The following is a 13,947-nucleotide window of genomic DNA, read 5'->3' on the forward strand; positions in this document are numbered from 1 at the left end:
CGGTCCTCGGACCGGGCGGCTCCGTCGTCTAACGGCTCCGGCCGGCCAGCCCGGCGACACGGCGCACAGCACGCTCGACCGCGTAGTCGGCGTCCGCCGCCGCGCCTTTGACGTCGGCGTTGAGGTCGGCCACCACCCGCAGCGCCGTCCCGATCGATCCCGGATCCCACGCGCGTGCCTGCGTCTGGGCCTTCTTCACCTTCCAGGGCGGCATGCCGAGTTCGGACGCCATCTTGAACGGGTCGCCACGCCCGGCCGAGCCGACGCGCGCGATCGTGTGGACGGCGTCGGCGAGAGCATCGGCGAGCAGGACGTGCGCGACGCCACGATGCGTCGCCCACCGCAGCGATTCCAGCGCCCCGGCTTCGTCACCCGCGACGGCCTTCTCTGCCACCTCGAACCCCGTGACCTCGGCCTTGCCGGAGTAGTAGCGCTGCACGGCGGCGGCATCGATCTTGCCGCCCGTGTCGGCGACGAGCTGGCTGCACGCCGCCGCCAGCTCTCGTAGGTCGGAGCCCACGGCGTCGATCACGGCCTGCACGACCTCCGGAGCGACCCGAACGCCGGCCGTGCGGAACTCGGTCCGCACGAAGTCCACCCGCTCGGCCACCTTGGTGATCCTGGCGCACTCGTGGGTCTCGGCGCCGCACTTCTGCAGTTCGCCCACCATGGCTTTCGCGCGGCCGCCGCCGCTGTGCAGGACGACGAGGGCCACCCCCTCGGGTGGGTCGGTCGCTGCGTCGACGATCAGTGCGACGGCGTCCTTGCCGGCCTCCGCGGCGGATTCGAGGACGACCACCCGGTCCTCGGCGAACAACGACGGGCTCAGCAGCTCGGCGAGTTCGGCGGCGCCGGCGTCCCCGGCGCGCAGCCGCGAGACGGGCAGCTCGGCTCCCGCCCCCGTCCGCTCCCGGACGGCACCGACGATCCGCGCGACGGCCCGTTCGACGAGAAGGTCTTCGTCACCGAGCACGAGATGCAACTGCGGGTTGGTCACCGATCGATCGTGCCACGCCCTTCGGACATCACCGTCGGTGCCCCGGCCGGGCGTCCGCGCCGTAGCCGCGGCAGGTAGCCGGCAGCGACGAGCCCGCCGACGACGGCGACCGCTCCGCCCACGCCCGCCGGGACGGGCACCTCGGCCAGGGGCAGGGCAGCGGCACGCGCCGCCACTTCGAGGATCCACCACAGCATGGGCGCGGTCCCACGAGCGAGCAGCTCCGCCGCGGCCGGCGACACCGCGGAGACCGCCGCGACGGTCGTACCGAGCACGGTCAACGGCGGAATTACCGGTGCGACGAGGATGTTGGCCGCGATCGCCACGACGCTGACGGTGCCGGACAGCGCGGCGACGATCGGTGCGGTCACGACGAATGCGGCCGCCGATACGGCGAATACCTCGGCCACCGCGCGGGGCCACCCGCGGGCCCGCAGCCGGGTCACCCAGACCGGCGCCACCAATACCAGGCCGGCCGTGGCCGCGACCGACAGGGCGAACCCGGTGTCCGTCGCGAGTTCGGGTGCGGCGACGAGCAGCACCCCGACCGTGGCCGCCAGGGCGGGCAGCCCGTTCCGTCGCCGGCTCGTCACGAGCGCCAGCAATCCGATCGCACCCATCGCGGCGGCACGCAGCACGCTCGGCGACGGGCGCACGACGACGACGAACGCCACCAGCGCGACAGCCGCGAGCGCGACGCCCGTGCGGGGACCGAGGCCGAGTCCCCGCACGGCGAGCAGCACCGCGCCGAGAACGATGCTGACGTTGGCGCCGGACACCGCGGTCAGGTGGGTCAGGCCCGCGACCCGGAAACTCTCCCGGACGCCGTCGGGCAGCTGTGAGGTGTCGCCGACGACGAGACCCGGCAGGAGCCCGGCCGCAGCGGGCGGGAGCACCGCCCCCGACGCCGAGGCGAGACGCTCGCGGATCCGTCCTGCCTCCTGCTGCACCCGCGACGGCGCCTGCACCGATCGGGGTGGGCCGTCGGCTCGGACCACGGCCACCGTCAGGTCCGCGCTGTCCGGGTCGGCGAGCCGCCCGCGCAGGGTCACCCGCTGCCCCGGCAGCAGTTCCGCCCACGCGTCTGCGGGGGCGAACACCACGACGGCACCGCCGCCGGTGTACCGGCCGGCACCCAGCTCGGCGCGGTGCAGCCTCGCCGGGACCAGCACCTGATCTCCTCCGAAGACACTGTCCCCCAATCTCTTCGGATCCTCCGTCGGTTCGACCACCAGCGTGGCCCAGCCCTCGCGCGCGGCCGCCGCGGCGACCGGATGCGTCTCGACCGCCCACATCCGAAGCGCGACTGCCGCAGAGAACCCGGCGGCGACGACGAGAGTCGCGAGCAGTGGCGCGGCCGCGGCGCGAAACCGCCGTCGGCGTCTTGCCACGACCGTCGCCGCCGCGCACAGGGCGGCGATCGCCGCCAGCCCCAGCGCGACCTGCCAGCCGGCGTGCAACCCGAGCGTGGTTGCGGCCCACGCCGCGACCGCGGCCGGCACCAGGCGTGCGTCGTCACAGCCGGCTTCGGTCATACCGTCACCAGCGTTCGCAGGCGCGCCAGCCGAGCGGGGCCGATCCCGTCTACCTCGGCGAGTTGTTCGACGTCGGTGAACGGACCGTTGTCCCGGCGCCACGCGACTATCGCGGCGGCGGTCACGGGACCGACGCCGGGCAGCGCATCGAGGGCCGCCTCGTCGGCGGTGTTGAGGTTCACCGGTCCCCCTGTCTCGGGTGCGCCGGACACTCCGGTTTCGCCCGCACCTGCGGCGCCGGAGATTCCGCTCACCGGCGGGACCGGCGGCAGGGTGCCGACCATGATCTGGTCGCCGTCCGCGAGCCGTTGCGCCAGATTCAAGCCCGTCAGGTCCGCCCCCTCGAGGGCGCCGCCCGCGGCGGTGAGGGCATCGGCAACCCTCGAGCCGGGCGCAATTCGCACGAGGCCAGGCTTGCCCACCAGGCCCACGACACTGACCACCACCTCTTCCGGCGCCGAGTCCTGCTGTGGCCCGACGGGATCCGCCGTCGGTGCTGCGACCTCCACCGCCGGCAGCGGCGGGACCGGTTCCGCGACGGGACGATCGCGCCAGGTCACGACGAGGGTGACGAGCACGACCACGACACCGACCACCGCCAGGGCCCCGGTCCCGCGGCGGCCGGTCTGCCAGCGGGCCGCGCGCAACCGCTCGATCGGACCCGGTGGATCGGCGGTTCCGGCCGTGTCGTACCACGGGTACGGGTCGTCGTCCGCCGGGACCGTCGGCGCCGCCGGGGGACGGTCGCCGGTGGACCGGGCGATCGCGTCGAGCCGGCTGCGCACGAGGTCGTGCTCGTCGCTGCTGCCCATGGCGCGACGCTAACCGGACAGGACCGCTGTCACCGCGACGGCTGGGACGAGCCGTCGAATCTGTGGATGAACTGTCCGCCTGTGGACAACTCCTACGCCCGGGAGACGACCACCCCGACGGCGCCGGGCCCGACGTGGGCGCCGAGGACCGCGTCGAGTTCCGATACCGACAGCGGAATCCCGGCGGGCAGCCGTTCGGCGAGTTCTGCGGCGAGCCGCTCGGCACGCTCGGGGGCTTCGCGGTGGTGCACGGCCACCGCGGTCACCGGCTCCGCGGAGTCGACGACGCCGTCGACCAGTTTCGTCATCGCCTTGGTCATGGTGCGTGTCTTCTCCCGCAACACCAGCCGGCCGTCGACGAGGTGCAGCACGGGTTTCATCGCCAGAGCGGTGCCGAGCAGCGCTGTGGCGGTGCCGATACGTCCGCCGCGGCGCAGATGGTCCAGCCGGTCGACCACCAGCAGGGTTCGACTGTGGGCGGCGACCTCCACCGCCCGGTCGTACACTTCCCGCACGCTCGCACCGGACCGGGCCGCTTCCGCGGCTGCCAGAGCAGCGAATCCCAGACCCATTGCGGTGGTTCGACTGTCGACCAGCTGCACTCGGTCACCGAGGGCGTCGGCAGCATAGCGGGCGGCCGACCAGGTACCCGACAGTTCACGGGACAAGTGCACGGCCACCACCCCGTCGCCGCCACTGTCGGACAGCGCGTCGGCGTACGCTTGCGTCAATTCCGCCGGGGAGGGGCCGGAAGTCGTGACGCCGGAGAGGTCGGCGGGCAGGTCGTCCACGCCCTCGCGCAACTCGACACCGTCGGCGATCACGTGCAGCGGCACGACACGGATGTCGTAGCGCTCCACCAGTTCCGGGTCGAGACAGCACGACGAGTCGGTCACCACTACTACAGACACGCCGCCTACCGTATGTCCTCCGCAGCGAGGCGCGCATCCCGGCGCACCATCCGTACCGCCTCGGCCACCGCGGCGGCAACCTCGCTGTGCCCGTTCCAACCCCAGTGGATGCCGTCCGGGTTCGCGTCACCGGAATGGATGTCCGCGTGCACGGCCTCGCCGAGATCGACCAGCGGGACCGATTTCTCGGAGGCCCACCGGTTGATTGCCCGGGCGGCGGCGGGTCGACCGCGGTGCACCGCGCGGTACTGCTCGCTGCGGTGCACCGACGGCAGCGTGGCGATGACCGGAAGGTCCGGCCGCATGTACGCCAGCGACTCGCGGATGGTCTCGAGGTAGTCCACACTGACCCGGGGCGGCAGGGCCACCGGCCAGCCGAGCGGGGACAGCCGGGGCTGCAGCCACCCGTAGGTCTCCCGTACGACGCGGCGCAACCGCGGTGGGCGCACGTAACGCAGCGTTTCGCGCAGCGCCGTCGGCAGCGGGGACGGCAGCGTGTCCATGCCGCCGACGGCCAGCACGACAGCACCTGCCCGCGGAATCGTCGCCCATACGCGCGGATCCTGGGTCATGGCCCACCACGCGTCGCGCGTCGTCCACCCGATCCGCGCGACGAGCTCCACGTCCCAGTCGAGTTCGCGCGCCACGATATTCGGCCAGATTCGCGGATGGTCCGCCGGGAGCCCGCCCTTCGGGCCGTAGTAGCTGAGGGAGTCCCCGATCACCAGCAGCGTCGGCCGCTGCGGACCGGCCGTCGGCTGTGGCTCAGAGGACGTCATCGGCCGCCACCGTCGCCGTCGCGTTCCACACGTCGAGGCGCCACGAGGGCCGGTCGCCGTATCCGCTGAGCTGGACCCAGCCGGTGTTGCCGAGTCCGCCGAGGACCGGCCACCGGTCGACCGGAAGATCGAGCAGGGCGGCCGTGAGCGCCGCGATCAGTCCGCCGTGCGCGACGACGATGATCGGGCGGTGCACCCACTGCTCGTGCTTGTCGAGCAGTTCCTGGATCACCGGTGCGCTGCGCCGCGCCACGTCGACCCGGCTCTCACCCTCGGGAGGGGCCCAGGTCGCGTCGGCCCGCCACGCCGCGCGGGCCCCCGGGGACACCGCGTCCACGTCGTGGTGGGTCAGGCCCTGCCAACGGCCGAGGTGGGTCTCGCGCAGACGCGGATCGATTTCCACCGGCAGCCCGGCCTGGTCACCGAGTTCGACGGCGGTGTCGTAGGCGCGCCGCAGATCGGACGAGACGATGGCGACGGGACTGTGCTCGACGAGGACCCGGGCGGCGGCCACGGCCTGCCGCCGCCCCAGCGCGGACAGCTCGGTGTCGAGCTGCCCCTGCATGCGACTGGTGGCGTTGTACTCGGTCTGGCCGTGGCGTACCAGGATCAGCCGCCGGACCGGTACCGCGTGGGTCACCGGTCCCCCGGCGCGTCGTCCGGGGCGGGGGTGGTGCCTGCACCCGTGCCGGCGTCGCCGGCCGACGGGGCCGCGTCCGTGTCGCCCGCCGGCGCGGGCGCGCCGATGCCGTCGACGCTGATCACCGGGCAGTCCTTCCACAACCGGTCGAGTGCGTAGAAGTTGCGTTCGTCGTCGTGCTGGATGTGCACCACCACGTCGACGTAGTCCAGCAGGGTCCAACGACCCTCGCGGGTGCCCTCGCGCCGCACGGGCTTGTGCCCGGCGAGCCGCAGCTTCTCCTCGACGTTGTCGACGATCGCGTTGACCTGGCGCTCGTTGGCCGCGGAGGCGATCACGAAGCAGTCGGTGATGACCAGTTGCTCGGACACGTCGAGCACCACCACGTCGGTGGCCAGTTTCTCGTCGGCCGCGCGGGCCGCGATGCGTGCCATCTCGATGGCTTCTGCAGTTGCCGTCACTGCGTGGTCTTCCTCTCGGGGTGGGGATGGGACTCGGGATGGGTCACCGGGTGGGGGTGGGGCTCAGCGTGGGGGTGAGACACGGTCGTGGTGCCGTCGGGGCGCCGCGAGTTCGCGGGCCGATACAGGTTGCGCTTGCTGATGTACTGCACCACCCCGTCCGGCACCAGGTACCAGATGGGTCTGTGCTCACGCACCCGCGTCCGGCAGTCGGTCGACGAGATCGCCAGCGCCGGGATCTCGACGAGGCCGACGGTGTCGGCCGGCAGCTTCGCGAGATGCTCGGCGAGGTGCTCGACGTGCAGGTCGTAGCCCGGACGCGACACCCCGACGAACCGGGCCAGCTCGAACAGCTCGGCCCAGTCCTGCCACGACAGAATGGATGCCATCGCGTCGGCGCCGGTGATGAAGTACAACTGGGTGTCGGGCATCAGTGCGCGCAGGTCGCGCAGCGTGTCGACGGTGTAGGTGGCCTTCTCGCGTTCGATGTCGACCCGGCTGACGGAGAACCGTGGATTCGAGGCGGTCGCGATGACCGTCATCAGGTAGCGGTCCTCTGCCGTGCTGACCTCGCGTCCCGACTTCTGCCAGGGGTGTCCGGTGGGCACGAACACGACCTCGTCGAGGTCGTACCGGTCGGCCACTTCGCTGGCCGCGACGAGATGCCCGTGGTGGATGGGGTCGAAGGTTCCGCCCATGACACCGACGCGCCGGCGCGGCGGGGAATTCGGGACGGATGGCTCGTGCACGATGGTCCAGCTTACGGGTTCACACCGGCAGCAGGGCCGCCACCACCTGCGCCAGCTGCTGTGCGGACCGGCACTCGTGCATCGTGATCACCTCGCTGTACACCTCGGCTGCCGAATCGCCGGCTCCCCACTGGCCGCGTGGTTCCGGGTTGAGCCAGTGGGCGTGCCGGGCAACGGCCACCAGGTGTTCGAGCGCTGCGAGGTTGGGATCGCGGTAATTGGTCCGGGCGTCGCCGAGCACGAGCAGGGAGCTGCGGCTGGTGAGACTGTGCGCGTACCGCTCGGTGAACACGCCGAGCGCGTGACCGTAGTCGGAGTGGCCGTCGTAGGCGATCAGTTCGGCCTCCCGCAGCATTCGTGACATGGCGACCCCGAGGTCCGCGCCGGCGGAGAAGTGGTGGGTGACCTCGTCGGTGCTGTCGATGAAAGCGAACACCCGGACACGGGAGAACTGCTCGCGCAGGGCGTGCACGAGTAGCAGGGTGAAGTGGGAGAAGCCGGCGACCGATCCGGAGACGTCGCAGAGCACCACGAGCTCCGGACGGGCGGGACGTGGTTTGCGGTTGACGAGGTCGATCGGCACCCCGCCGGTGGACATCGACTTGCGCAGGGTCCGGCGCAGGTCGATCGCCCCCGCGCGGGCCCGCCGTCGTCGCGCGGCGAGCCGGCTCGCGAGCAGCCGCGCCAGTGGGGTGACGCTGCGGCGCAGCGCGGTGAGCTCGGCGTCGGTGGCCCGCAGGAAGTCGACCTCCTCGGCCAGTTTGGGCACCCCGTAGGTGGCGACGCGGTCGCGTCCGACCTGTTCGGCCGTGCGGCGCCGCGTCTCGCGTTCGACCATCGCCCGGAAGTCCGCCACCCGGCGCGCGGCGGTGCGGCGGGCCACTTCGGTGGCGTACTCGGTGTCCTGGTCCCGTTCCTCGGCGCCGGCGTTGCCGAGCAGTCCCTCGAGGATCTTCGACACCAGTGTCTCGGGCGAGACCTGGCGCAGGGCCTGGTACGCCGAGAACGAAGACTTGTCACCCGAGGTGTACTGGCCCAGCTCCTCGACGATCTGCGCGGTCAGCAGCTCGACGAGTTCGAACGCCTCGGCGGAGTCGTCGGCCAGCATCTCGGCGATCAGGTCCCGCAGCGCCTCGAAGTCGATCTCGCCGTCCGGGGTGCGCGGCAGGGTCGGATCGATCCCGCCGGCCTCGCGGCGTCCGACCGCGGCCGGGAACCACAGGTCGAACAGGGCGTCGAACGTCGGCCGATGGGTGGGCCGTCGCAGCAGCGCGCACGCCAGCCCCTCGCGGAGGGCGTCCCGGTCGAGCAGGTCGAGCACCGAGACGACCCGGCCGGCGTCGACGGTCTCCGACGGTCCTACGGGGATGCCGCGACGGCGCAGCGCCTCGACGAACCCGACGAGGTGGCCGGGCAGCCCGTGCGGTGCCGACGGCCCGTGGTCCCGCAGCGGCGGGCGTGCCCCGGCCATCTCAGTTCAACCGCAGCTCGGCCGCGGCCCGCAGCTGATCGGACTGGTGTTTGAGGATGACGCCGAGGGTCGCCCGCACGGCCGCGTCGTCGAGGGTGTCGAGGCCCAGGGCGAGCAGCGTGCGGCCCCAGTCGATCGTCTCCGCCACCGACGGCAGTTTCTTGAGCTGCATGCCGCGCAGTACCCGGACTGTGCGCACGAGCTGCTCGGCGACGGCCTCGGGCAACTCCGGAACCCGGCTCGCCAGGATGCGGCGCTCGAGGTCGGCATCGGGGAAGTCGAGATGCAGGAACAGGCAGCGCCGCTTGAGTGCCTCGGACAGCTCTCGGGTGGCGTTCGAGGTGAGCACCGTGAAGGGTTTGCGGGTGGCGCTGATGGTGCCGAGTTCGGGCACGGTGACCGCGAAATCGCTGAGCACCTCGAGCAGCAGACCCTCGATCTCCACGTCGGCCTTGTCGACCTCGTCGACGAGCAGCACCGTCGGGTCCTCCCGGCGGATGGCGGTCAGCAGCGGGCGCGGCAGGAGGAACTCCTCGGAGAACACGTCCTGCTTGGTCGCGTCCCAGGAATGGTCGGTGCCGGCCTGGATCCGCAGGATCTGCTTGGCGTGGTTCCACTCGTAGAGCGCCCGCGACTCGTCGACACCCTCGTAGCACTGCAGCCGCACCAGCTCGGCGCCGGATGTCTGCGCCACCGCGCGGGCCAGCTCGGTCTTGCCCACTCCGGCGGGGCCTTCGATGAGCAGCGGTTTGCCGAGGCGATCGGCGAGGAACACCGCGGTGGCAGTGGCCTTGTCGGCGAGGTATCCGGTCTCGGCGAGGCGGTCGATCACCTCGTCGACGTCGGCGAAGATCGGCGGGGTGGTCGGCAGCGCACGGTCCACGCTGTGTCCTTTCGTCGGGGCGGGCCGGTCGGGGTGCGGATCTCGTCGAGCGCTGTCGGGCGCCGACCTCAGGCCGGCCGGGTGTGGCCGTCGCCCCAGACCACCCATTTGGTGGAGGTGAGTTCCGGCAGTCCCATCGGGCCGCGGGCGTGCAGCTTCTGGGTGGAGATACCGATCTCGGCACCGAACCCGAACTGCTCGCCGTCGGTGAAGGCCGTCGACGCGTTGACCATGACGGCTGCGGCATCGACCCGCGCGGAGAACTCACGGGCCGCCGCGAGGTCGGAGGTCACGATGGCCTCGGTGTGTCCGGTGCCGTACCGGTCGATGTGCGCGACGGCCGCGTCGAGGTCGTCGACGACGGCGAGCGCGACGTCGAGACTCAGGTACTCGTCGGCCCAGTCCGATTCGGTGGCCGGTTCGAGGCCGGGCAGGTCGCCGTGCACGGTGACGCCGTGGCTGCGCAGCACCTGCAGCAGCCGGGGCACGACGTCGTCGGCGACGGCCTTGTCCACCAGGATCGTCTCGGCGGTGTTGCACACACTGGGCCGGCGGGTCTTGGCGTTGACCACGATCTTCTCGGCCATCTCCGGATCGGCCGACGCATGCACGTAGACATGGCAGTTGCCCACGCCCGTCTCGATGGTGGGCACGGTCGCGTCCCGGACGACGGCGGAGATCAGTCCGGCACCGCCGCGCGGGATGACGACGTCGACGAGTCCGCGGGCCTGGATGAGGTGCGTGACCGAGGATCGGTCCGCGCTGGGCAGCAGTTGTACGGCGTCCTCGGGCAGTTCCTGCGTTGCGAGGGCGCCGCGCAGGGCCTCGACGAGGGCCGCGTTGGAGCGGGCGGCGGACGAGGACCCGCGCAGCAGGGCCGCGTTGCCGGATTTGAGGGCCAGACCGAAGGCGTCGACCGTGACGTTCGGCCTGGCTTCGTACACCATGCCGACGACGCCGAGCGGCACCCGCAGCTGCCGGATCTCGAGGCCGTTGGGCAGGGTCGAGCCGCGGACCACCTCGCCGATCGGGTCGGGCAGCCCCGCAACCTGGCGCAACCCCGCCGCGATGCCCTCGACTCGGGCCTGGGTGAGACGGAGCCGGTCGAGCAGGGATTCCTCGGTGCCCGCCGCGCGGGCGGTCTCGATGTCCTCGGCGTTGGCCGCGAGCACCGCGTCGGACGCGGCGAGCACCGCGTCCGCGGCGGCGTGCAGGGCGGCGTCCTTCTGCGCGGTGGTGAGCAGGGCGAGCCGGCGGGAGGCGACGCGGGCGCGGCGGGCTGCGGCGTGCACGGCCTCGCGGGTGTCCCCGGCGCCGGTCGCCCGCACGTCCCCGGAAACGGTCGCAGATGAGTCAGGGGTCACGGCAGTCATGGCCTCCAGACTAGTCCGCATCCGGACCGCTCAGCGCAGCCCGGTCCCCCGGGCCAGGGCGGTGTCGACCAGGGTGGAGAGCAACGTGCGGTATTCGAGGCCGCTGGCCTCCCACATGCGCGGGTACATCGAGATCGACGTGAACCCGGGCATGGTGTTGATCTCGTTGATCACCGGCCCGTCCTCCGTGACGAAGAAGTCGACCCGGGACAGGCCCTGGCAGTCGAGGGCGCGGAAGGCGCGGACCGCGAGGTCCCGGATCCGGTCGGAGACGTCGTCGTCGAGCTTGGCAGGCACGTCGAATTCGCACACGTCGTCGAGGTACTTGGTGTCGAAGTCGTAGAACGCCTCGTGATCGCCGGACGGGTCGGGCATCCGGATCTCGGCGACGACGCTGGCACGCACATCGCCGTCGGGGAACTCGAGCACCCCGCATTCGACCTCGCGGCCGACGATCGCGGATTCGACGATCACCTTCGGGTCGTGCCGACGGGCCTTGTCGATCGCCGCATCGAGCGCCGCCCAGTCGGCGACCCGGCTGATCCCGATGGAGGACCCGCCGCGGGCGGGCTTGACGAAGACGGGGAGGCCGAGGCGCTGTTTCTGCTGCTCGGTGACGGTCGCGGTACCGGGCCGCAGCACGACCTGGAACCCGACGGGCAGACCCTCCGCGGCCAGCAGTTTCTTGGTGAACTCCTTGTCCATCCCGGCAGCGCTGGCGAGGACCCCCGGTCCCACGTACGGGACGCCGGCAAGTTCGAGCAGCCCCTGGATGGTGCCGTCCTCGCCGTACGCACCGTGCAGCACCGGGAACACGACGTCGACGGAGGCGAGCACCTTGCCGAACTCGCCCTCGGCGAGGGCGACGATGTCGCCCGCCCGGGTGGGGTCGGCGGTGAGCACCAGCGCCGACCCGTCCGCGTCGACGGTCGGCAGTTCGCGGCCCGCCTTGGCGAGCCGTTCCGGGTCCGTGTCGGCGAGCACCCAGGCGCCGTCGGTGGTGATGCCGATCGGGACGGCCTCGTAGCGTTGCGGGTCGAGGTGGCGGAGGATGCTACCTGCCGAAACGCAGGAGACGGAGTGCTCGTTGCTGCGGCCACCGAAGACGACGGCCACCCGGATTCGGGGTGTGCTCACGGCACAAACCGTACCGGTGCCGCCGGCCCGGCCGGTATCCGAGTCCTGCTCAGCGGCGGGCGAGCGCGCGGTCGAGATCGTCGAGCAGGTCGGCGGTGTCCTCGATCCCGCAGGACAAGCGCACGAAGCCGGGCGGTACGGGATCACCCCAGCGGGCACGCCGGTCCGCGGTGGTGTGGATGCCCCCGAAACTGGTCGCCGCGGTGACGAGCTCGCTTGCCGCAACGAACCGGTGGAACTGCTGTTCGTCGTCGAGCCGGAACGTCACCAGCGGCCCGAACCGGCGCATCTGCGCCGCGGCGACGGGGTGCGCGGGATCGTCGTCCAGGCCGGGGTATCGGACGCTACCGACCGCGGGATGTTCGCGCAGCATCGTGGCCACGGCGAGCGCGTTGGCGCACTGCCGGTCGAAGCGCAGCCCGGCGGTGCCCAGGCTGCGGTGTGCCAGCCACGTCTCGAACGGGCCGAGGACGGCCCCGGAGAGCAGGCGCTCCCGTTCGAGGGGTGGCACGAGTGCGCCGTCGGCCACGGCGAGATACCCCATCAGCAGATCGCTGTGCCCGCTGAGCGATTTCGTGCCGCTGGCGACGACGACGTCCGCGCCCAGCGCGAGGGGCTGCTGCCCCAGCGGGGTGGCGGTGGTGTTGTCCACCACGAGCAGGGCGCCCGCCGTCCGGCACAGCGCCGCGGTGGCGCGCAGGTCGACGACGTCCAGTCCCGGGTTGGTCGGGGTCTCGGCGAGCACGAGCGCGCCCTCTCCGGCATCGGCGAGGACCGCGCGGAGACCACCGTCGCCGAACTGGGCACAGGTGAGTTCGTGAACCGTGATGCCGAGGGGTTCGAGGCGTTCCCGCGCATAGGCCCGCACCTGGTAGTACCCGTCGGCGGGGACGACGACGGTGCCACCGCCACGGCTCAGCGACCGCAGCGCGACGGTGACCGCGGACATGCCGGATCCGACGACGCGGGCTGCCGCCGCGCCCTCGAGCGCGGCCAGCGCGGATTCGAGGGCCCGCCAGCCAGGATTGGAGGCGCGGGCGTAGGTGTCGGTTTCGGTACCTTCCGCGCCGAGCTGGTAGGGAGCCGCGAGAACCGGGCCGGGTTGCAGTGGAGCCCCGGGAACATGTTCGGCAGCAACCGCTTTCACACAACGCGTCGAGTCGCCCGGCACGCTCTCACTCCGGTTTGACTCGACGGCCGAGAAGCAGTCCGATCGCCTCCGGCACCGACATGCCCTCGTAGCAGACACCGTGCACGGCGTCGGTGAGCGGCATCTCCACGTCGTAGCTGGCCGCCAGCGCCCGGACGGAGGTGCACGACTTGACCCCCTCGGCCACCTGGCCGTGGGTGGCCTCCTGCGCACTCTCGAGTGTCCCTCCTCGCCCCAGCCGTTCGCCGAACGACCGGTTGCGCGACAGGGGTGAGGTGCACGTGGCCACCAGGTCGCCCACGCCCGCGAGCCCGGCCAGCGTGGCCGGCTTGGCACCGAGGGCAGTTCCCAGCCGGGTGATCTCGGCCAGGCCGCGGGTGATGATGGAGGCGACGGTGTTGTCGCCGAGTCCGACCCCGGCCGCCATGCCGCACGCGAGGGCGATGACGTTCTTGCACGCGCCACCGATCTCGCAGCCGATGACATCGGTATTCGTGTAAGGCCTGAAATAACCTGTCGCACATGCTCTTTGAATCTCGAGCGCGCGAGTGGAGTCGGAACATGCGATCACCGTGGCGGCAGGCTGCCGATCGGCGATCTCACGGGCGAGATTCGGTCCCGACAGCACCGCGATGCGGTCGTGCTCGGCGCCGGTCACCTGAGCGATCACCTGGCTCATCCGCATCAGGGTGCCGCTCTCGATGCCCTTCGCCAGGCTCAACAGGGTCGCCTCGGGACCGATGTCGTCGCGCCACGCCTCGAGATTCGCGCGCAACGTCTGCGACGGCACCGCGAGGACGAGGAAGTCCACTCCGTCGAGAGCGACGCGATGATCCGCGGTGGCGCGCACCGTTGCGGGCAGTTCGACGCCGGGCAGGTAGTCCGGGTTCTCGTGCCGGGTGGCGATCGCCTCGGCCACCTCCGCGCGCCGCGCCCAGATCGTCACGTCCGTTCCGGCCTCCGCCAGCACCTTTGCGAACGCCGTCCCCCACGACCCCGCCCCCAACACCGCAGCCTTGCTCACGCAGTCCCCTTACTCGTGTCCGATC

14 protein-coding genes are annotated in these 13,947 nt (G+C 71.9%); all 14 read right to left on the reverse strand.

Going from position 1 to position 13,947, the window contains the following annotated elements; translation table 11 throughout:
* Nucleotides 1-28: 28 nt before the first annotated feature.
* A complete protein-coding gene (gene holA, locus ACM26Y_RS15340; protein WP_416061300.1) occupies nucleotides 29-997 on the reverse strand; it encodes a DNA polymerase III subunit delta in 969 nt (322 codons plus the stop codon).
* Nucleotides 994-2,532: a ComEC/Rec2 family competence protein gene (locus ACM26Y_RS15345; RefSeq protein WP_416061301.1), complete on the reverse strand. Its 1,539-nt coding sequence runs from the start codon at nucleotides 2,530-2,532 to the stop codon at nucleotides 994-996. The genes holA and ACM26Y_RS15345 overlap by 4 nt, the downstream gene beginning before the upstream one ends.
* A complete protein-coding gene (locus ACM26Y_RS15350; RefSeq protein WP_416061302.1) occupies nucleotides 2,529-3,344 on the reverse strand; it encodes a helix-hairpin-helix domain-containing protein in 816 nt (271 codons plus the stop codon). The genes ACM26Y_RS15345 and ACM26Y_RS15350 overlap by 4 nt, the downstream gene beginning before the upstream one ends.
* A 92-nt stretch (nucleotides 3,345-3,436) precedes the next feature.
* On the reverse strand, nucleotides 3,437-4,255 hold the full coding sequence (locus ACM26Y_RS15355) for a DegV family protein (protein WP_040782625.1): 819 nt from the start codon (nucleotides 4,253-4,255) through the stop codon (nucleotides 3,437-3,439).
* Between the two features lie 5 nt (nucleotides 4,256-4,260).
* Nucleotides 4,261-5,034 carry a diglucosylglycerate octanoyltransferase gene (gene octT, locus ACM26Y_RS15360; RefSeq protein WP_054373722.1) on the reverse strand — a complete coding sequence of 258 codons (774 nt, stop codon included), beginning with the start codon at nucleotides 5,032-5,034 and terminating at the stop codon, nucleotides 4,261-4,263.
* Nucleotides 5,021-5,674, reverse strand: coding sequence for a histidine phosphatase family protein (locus ACM26Y_RS15365; protein ID WP_003937015.1), 654 nt, complete (start codon nucleotides 5,672-5,674; stop codon nucleotides 5,021-5,023). Before ACM26Y_RS15365 ends, octT begins: the two co-directional genes overlap by 14 nt.
* Complete coding sequence (rsfS, locus tag ACM26Y_RS15370; protein WP_371382462.1) at nucleotides 5,671-6,135, reverse strand: ribosome silencing factor; 465 nt, start codon at nucleotides 6,133-6,135, stop codon at nucleotides 5,671-5,673. The genes ACM26Y_RS15365 and rsfS overlap by 4 nt, the downstream gene beginning before the upstream one ends.
* On the reverse strand, nucleotides 6,132-6,833 hold the full coding sequence (gene nadD / locus ACM26Y_RS15375) for a nicotinate-nucleotide adenylyltransferase (RefSeq protein WP_054373720.1): 702 nt from the start codon (nucleotides 6,831-6,833) through the stop codon (nucleotides 6,132-6,134). The genes rsfS and nadD overlap by 4 nt, the downstream gene beginning before the upstream one ends.
* 70 nt (nucleotides 6,834-6,903) lie before the next feature.
* Entirely contained in the window at nucleotides 6,904-8,355 is a 1,452-nt protein-coding gene (locus ACM26Y_RS15380; protein ID WP_416061303.1) for a vWA domain-containing protein, read from the reverse strand.
* A 1-nt stretch (nucleotide 8,356) separates the two neighbouring features.
* Entirely contained in the window at nucleotides 8,357-9,238 is an 882-nt protein-coding gene (locus ACM26Y_RS15385; protein WP_003937011.1) for an AAA family ATPase, read from the reverse strand.
* A gap of 68 nt (nucleotides 9,239-9,306) precedes the next feature.
* Nucleotides 9,307-10,611, reverse strand: a complete 1,305-nt coding sequence (locus tag ACM26Y_RS15390) for a glutamate-5-semialdehyde dehydrogenase (protein WP_003937010.1) — start codon at nucleotides 10,609-10,611, stop codon at nucleotides 9,307-9,309.
* 30 nt (nucleotides 10,612-10,641) lie between these two features.
* Nucleotides 10,642-11,748: a D-alanine--D-alanine ligase family protein gene (locus ACM26Y_RS15395; RefSeq protein WP_193788789.1), complete on the reverse strand. Its 1,107-nt coding sequence runs from the start codon at nucleotides 11,746-11,748 to the stop codon at nucleotides 10,642-10,644.
* Nucleotides 11,749-11,797: 49 nt separating this feature from the next.
* Complete coding sequence (locus ACM26Y_RS15400) at nucleotides 11,798-12,919, reverse strand: cystathionine gamma-lyase (RefSeq protein ID WP_416061304.1); 1,122 nt, start codon at nucleotides 12,917-12,919, stop codon at nucleotides 11,798-11,800.
* A gap of 4 nt (nucleotides 12,920-12,923) precedes the next feature.
* Nucleotides 12,924-13,922: an NAD(P)H-dependent glycerol-3-phosphate dehydrogenase gene (locus ACM26Y_RS15405; protein WP_416061305.1), complete on the reverse strand. Its 999-nt coding sequence runs from the start codon at nucleotides 13,920-13,922 to the stop codon at nucleotides 12,924-12,926.
* Nucleotides 13,923-13,947: the final 25 nt, after the last annotated feature.

It is taken from the genome of Rhodococcus indonesiensis (assembly GCF_047782815.1).
Lineage (GTDB): Bacteria > Actinomycetota > Actinomycetes > Mycobacteriales > Mycobacteriaceae > Rhodococcus > Rhodococcus indonesiensis.